The following is a 4961-nucleotide window of genomic DNA, read 5'->3' as shown; positions in this document are numbered from 1 at the left end:
CTCCCGTCCGTCAGCCGGTCAGGTCGGTCAGCCGAACAGGCTCCGCAACCACGCGATCAGCGCGGCGAGCGCCGCGAGCGCGTCGGCGACGGTGTGCCCGCCGTGTCCGGGACCGCCGTGACCGGGGTCGCCACCGTGCCCGGGGTTCCCACCGCCGGGGGTGCCGACGCCCGGCAGGTCGATGCCCACCACGACCGGGTCGTGGTCGCTCGCCCGGTAGACGTCGTCGCGGTACAGGTCGGTGACGTTGTAGTCGTAGCGGCTGTACTCGAGGCCGACCGACTCGACCGAGTTGATGTTCCAGATGTCCACGCCCGTGACGGTCCCCACCGCAGCAGGAGACGCGAACACGTGGTCGAGCGACCCGCTCAGCCCACCGAAGACGTAGGACCACTCCGCCGCGTCCTCGGTCGGGCCGAGGTCGGTGTAGCCGGCGTCCTCGAGGGCGACGACCGGATCCTCCTCGCTGTAGGCGTTGAAGTCGCCGAGCATGAACACCTTGTCGGTCCGCGCCTGGCGCTGCATCGCGGTCGAGAACGTCACGAGCGCCTTCGCCTGCTCGACGCGCGAGTGGTTCGACGCACCCTGCCCGTCGCCCTGGTCGGCGTCGACGCCCTCGCCGGAGCCCTTCGACTTGAAGTGGTTCGCGATGACGAGGAAGGTGTCCTTCGCGCTCGGCTTCTGCGCACCCTTGCCCTTGCCGGGCTTCGTCGTGACCGGGGCGAAGGCCTGTGCGAGCGGCTGCCGGGCGTTCGTGAACGCCGTCGAGTCGGTCAGGATCGTCGACGAGCCGACCGGCTGCACGCGGTCCTTCTTGTAGATGAGCGCGAGCCGGATGACGTCCTCGCTCGACGGCAGCTTCGACGGCGACTTCGCGTACGCCCAGGTGTCCTTGCCGGTCGCGGCGTTGAGCGCGGCCACGAGGGTCGCCACCGCCGCGTCACGGTCCTGGCCGAAGCGCGCGGAGTTCTCGATCTCCTCGAGCGACACGACGTCGGCGCCGAGCCCGTTGATCGCCTTGACGATCTTCACCTGCTGGCGAGCGAGGTCGTCGGCGTTCGCGGCACCGCGTGCGTCGCAGCCCCCGCGGACGGTCACGGGGTCGCCGTCACGGTCGGTGTAGTACGTGCAACCGGTGAGCTGGTCGCCCGTCGTCGGGAAGTAGTTCAGGACGTTGAACCCGGCGAGCCGGATGTCCCCGCCGACGTCCTCCGGCGCCGCCGTGCGGACGTTCGAGAACGACACCGGCAGGTCGGCGGCCGGGGTGGCGCCGGTGATCGGCGTCGTCGGCTGGAACTTCCACGAGTCGTTCCGGTAGTCGAGGACGACCGGCTCGCGGAAGGTCGCGGCGGCGCCGACGGTGACCGGGCCCTGCGTGAGCCACGACACCGGGATCGACTGGTTCGCCGCGCTGAGGAAGTTCGTGCTGGCACCGTCGTCGAGGACGACCTTGCGCGCCGCGTTGTCCGCGGTCACGGCAGCGGCCGCGGCACTGCCGGGACGGGCGACCTCGGTCGGCTGGAGCAGACGCTGCTTCCCCGATGCCAGCACGATCTCGCCGTACTGGTTCGTCGTGTAGTTGTCGGCGACCGTGTAGTCGCCCTGCGGTTGGACGAGCATGCTCTCGAGCGACTCGCGCTGCGCGTCGGTGCGCGGGAAGGCGAGGGTCGCCGGGACCGGCTGGACGACGCCCGCGGCCGGGAGCTTCGTCAGTCCGGCGGCGGTCGGGACCGTCAGCTCGGTCAGGCCGTTGAACTCGGACACCGTGCCGGTCAGGCGCACCGCGTCACCGATCGCCACGCTGCCGACGGTCGCCGACGAGTAGACGAAGACGGCGTCCGACGCGGTGTGCGTCCCGAGGTCGAGCGCGCCACCGGTGCCGGCGGTCTGGATCGTGTAGCCCGAGAAGCCGCCGGTGGCGTACACCGCGGTGACGACGCCGTCGGTCGTGACGGCCTTGCCCGCGTACGGCGAGGTGTCCGTGGTCCCCTGCAGCTGGGCGATCGTGACCCGCTCGGCCGGGGTCGTCCCGCCGTCGCCGGGATCGGTCGGGTCCGTGGGGTCGGTCGGGTCGGTCGGCTGCGTGGTCTCGCCCGCGGCGTTCTCCGGCGTGACGGTGCTCGTCACCGAGAAGTCGGCCGCGTTCGAGTCGGTGTCGGTCGTGCCCGTGCGGGTCAGGGCGTCCGGCACGGAGTTCGCCGTGCCGGCCTTCGCGACCGCGGTCTCGAACGTGTTCGAGGTGCCGTAGCCGAGCAGGTCGACGACGCCGGGGGTGCCCGTCGTCACCGCGCCGGCGGGCAGGCTGAGCGCGGTGGCCTGGTCGGCCAGGACGAGGGTGCCGGTCGACCCTGACGGGTTCAGCCCGGTGACGGCGTCCGGCTCCGGGAGCGCCTCACCGTTCGTGCCGTTCGAGCCCATCTGCACGAGGTAGGTGCCGTGTGCGGGGACGGAACCGGCGAGCTTGCCGACCGCGGGTGCACCGGTGCTGGTCGCGGCGCGGTACTGCACCGACCAGCCGTCGACGCTGACGGGGCTGTCGGTGGGGTTGCCGAGCTCGACGAACTTGTTCGTGAACGGCTGGTTCGCGCTGCCGCCCTTGAGGTAGGCCTCCTCGATGACGAGGCCCGTCCCCTGGGGGTTCGCGGCGGCCGTGGAGACGGAGACGAGCGGAGCGGCGACGAGCGCGGCTGCAGCGGTGGCGCACAGCAGAGTGCGCCCGACGGATCTGTGCATGCCGGCACGCTACCGACCTGCGGGGCCCCACAGGTTTCCGGCGGGTGAACGATCCGTTCCACCCCTGATCGGGGGCAGCCCGTCAGGCGCCGATCGGCACCCACGCCGACCCGACGCGGTGCACGGCGGGGCCGTGTCCCGGCAGCAGGATCTCCGGCACCGGCAGTGCCCGAGCCGACTCGACGGCGCGCGCCTGGTCGGCGGTGAAGAACGGCGTGATCATCCGCGGGCGCGGGGACCAGGACGCCGGCTGCGTGTCGTGCCGGCTGACGACCGCGTCCCCGGTGACGATGGCGTTCGCCGCGGGCAGCAGGTAGGCGGTGGAGCCGTCGGTGTGCCCGGCGGCGGGCGTCGGCGCGATCGCCCGTCCGGCGAAGTCCGCGCCGGTGAACGCCCGCGCGGTCGGCACGACGGTCGGGCGCAGGGCGTCGGACAGGATCGCGCGGGCGAGCCACCGGAGGACCCGTGGCGCCGCGAGTCGACCACCGATCTCGGCCGGGGTGACCTGCTGCCTGGCGGGTCCGCGCACGTTGTCGAGCTCGTCGGCGTGCGCGAGCACCTCGACGTGCGGGTACCGCTCGAGGATGCCCGGGATCCCGCCGACGTGGTCGACGTGCCCGTGCGTGACGTACACCCGGCGCAGGTCGTCGAGCTCGTGGCCCGCGTACCGCACGGTGTCGAGCACGAGGTCGGTGTCGGCCGGGTAGCCGGCGTCGATCAGTGCGACGCCGTCCTCCTCGGCGAGGACGACCCAGTTCGACACGGGTCCCTCGACGAACACCACCCCGGGTGCGACGGACACGACGGAACGGGGTTCGCGGGAGCTCATCCCCCGACGCTACCGCCGTCGTCGGACGTACCGCGTCGCGCCCGGGTCTGTGCGGCGCGGGCCACCAGCTCGTCGTCGGCCGGGTACCCGACCTCGGTGAGGGTCAGGCCCTTCGCGGGCGCGACCTTGAACTCGCTCGTCCGGGTCTCGGCGACGCGCAGCTCCTCGAGCCGGTCCGCGCCGAAGCGGCCCTCGCCGACGGCGATGGTCGCCCCCACCATCGCCCGCACCATGGAGTGGCAGAAGGCGTCGGCCTGGAGGCGCGCCACCAGCACGCCGTCCGGCTCGCGGTCCCAGCGGAACTCCTGCAGGGTCCGGATCGTCGTCGCCCCCTCGCGCGGCTTGCAGAACGTCGCGAAGTCGTGCAGCCCCAGCAGCCGCAGCGCACCGCGCTCCATCGCCGCCGGGTCCAGCCGCGTCGGGTGCCAGACCGTGTGCCCCCGCCGACGTGGATCGCGCGGGGCGTCGGCGTCCGCGATCCGGTACGAGTAGCGCCGCCAGAGCGGGGAGAACCGGGCGTCGAACCCGTCCGGCGCGACCGTGGCCCCTGTGACGACGACGTCCCCCTCCGGTGCCGCGATGCCGTTCACGCGCTTGACCAGTCCGTCCAGCGGCGAGCGCCCCGATCCCCGCTTGGCAGCAAGCGCGTCCCACTGCGCCGGCGTGAGGTCGAGGTGGGCGACCTGACCGGTCGCGTGCACGCCGGCGTCGGTGCGTCCGGCCACGGTGAGCAGCGGCGGTTCGCCCCACCGGGTGAAGACGGTGGCGAGCGCCGCTTCGAGCGCGCCCTGCACGGTCCGGAGGCCGGGCTGCCGGGCCCACCCGGAGAACGCGGCACCGTCGTAGGCGATGTCCAACCGCAGCCGCACGCCACCAACGTCACCGCCGCCCTGCGGGCCTGCCGTCTCGTCCACCAGGCCACCGTACCGGGGCCGGACCGCGCCTCCCGGCCCCGTGCTGACACGCACCCCGACCCGGCGTCAGCGCCACGTCAGTGCCGCGTGAGCGCCCGACGGCAGCATCGTCCTCGACATCGACGAACGGCGTCGAGTCCGAACGGAAGGAACGAGCGCATGACCACCACGCCGCTCGCGGTCGAGGCCACCGGCCTCGTCAAGGTCTTCGGGACGAACCGTGCGGTGGACGGTGTCGACCTCCGTGTGGAGGCCGGCACGGTCTACGGCGTGCTGGGGCCGAACGGCGCCGGCAAGACCACCACGATCTCGATGCTCGCGACGCTGCTCACGGCGGACGCCGGCGAGGCCCGCATCTTCGGGCGGGACGTCCGGCGCGAGGCGCAGGCCGTCCGCTCCCTCATCGGCGTGACCGGCCAGTACGCCAGTGTCGACGAGACGCTCAGCGCGACCGAGAACCTCGTCATCTTCTCGCGCCTGCTCGG

At 72.9% G+C, this 4961-nt stretch carries 4 protein-coding genes; 1 reads left to right on the top strand and 3 read right to left on the bottom strand.

The annotated features are described in order from the left end of the window. Positions 1-27: 27 nt before the first annotated feature. The 3 genes from I5E_RS00885 to I5E_RS00875 form a co-directional block, all read right to left on the bottom strand. The gene (locus I5E_RS00885) at positions 28-2733 is read right to left on the bottom strand and encodes an ExeM/NucH family extracellular endonuclease (protein WP_022905341.1); all 2706 of its coding nucleotides are present in this window, start codon (positions 2731-2733) and stop codon (positions 28-30) included. 82 nt (positions 2734-2815) lie between these two features. Next, positions 2816-3562 carry an MBL fold metallo-hydrolase gene (locus I5E_RS00880; RefSeq protein WP_022905340.1) on the bottom strand — a complete coding sequence of 249 codons (747 nt, stop codon included), beginning with the start codon at positions 3560-3562 and terminating at the stop codon, positions 2816-2818. Continuing rightward, on the bottom strand, positions 3559-4476 hold the full coding sequence (locus tag I5E_RS00875) for a tRNA pseudouridine synthase A (protein WP_083857808.1): 918 nt from the start codon (positions 4474-4476) through the stop codon (positions 3559-3561). The genes I5E_RS00880 and I5E_RS00875 overlap by 4 nt, the downstream gene beginning before the upstream one ends. A gap of 159 nt (positions 4477-4635) precedes the next feature. On the opposite strand from I5E_RS00875, the gene I5E_RS00870 reads away from it, so the two are divergent. Next, a partial coding sequence (locus tag I5E_RS00870; RefSeq protein WP_022905338.1) for an ATP-binding cassette domain-containing protein occupies positions 4636-4961 on the top strand: 326 nt, incomplete at its 3' end.

It is taken from the genome of Curtobacterium sp. B18 (genome assembly GCF_000333375.1).
GTDB lineage: Bacteria > Actinomycetota > Actinomycetes > Actinomycetales > Microbacteriaceae > Curtobacterium.
Note: the sequence above shows the minus strand (reverse complement) of the source record. Positions and strands in the feature narration are given on the sequence as shown.

Excerpts from the sequence above, each read along its gene's own strand:
- I5E_RS00880 (WP_022905340.1), bottom strand. The coding sequence starts at position 3,562 with ATGAGCTCCCGCGAACCCCGTTCCGTCGTGTCCGTCGCACCCGGGGTG.
- I5E_RS00885 (WP_022905341.1), bottom strand. The coding sequence starts at position 2,733 with ATGCACAGATCCGTCGGGCGCACTCTGCTGTGCGCCACCGCTGCAGCC.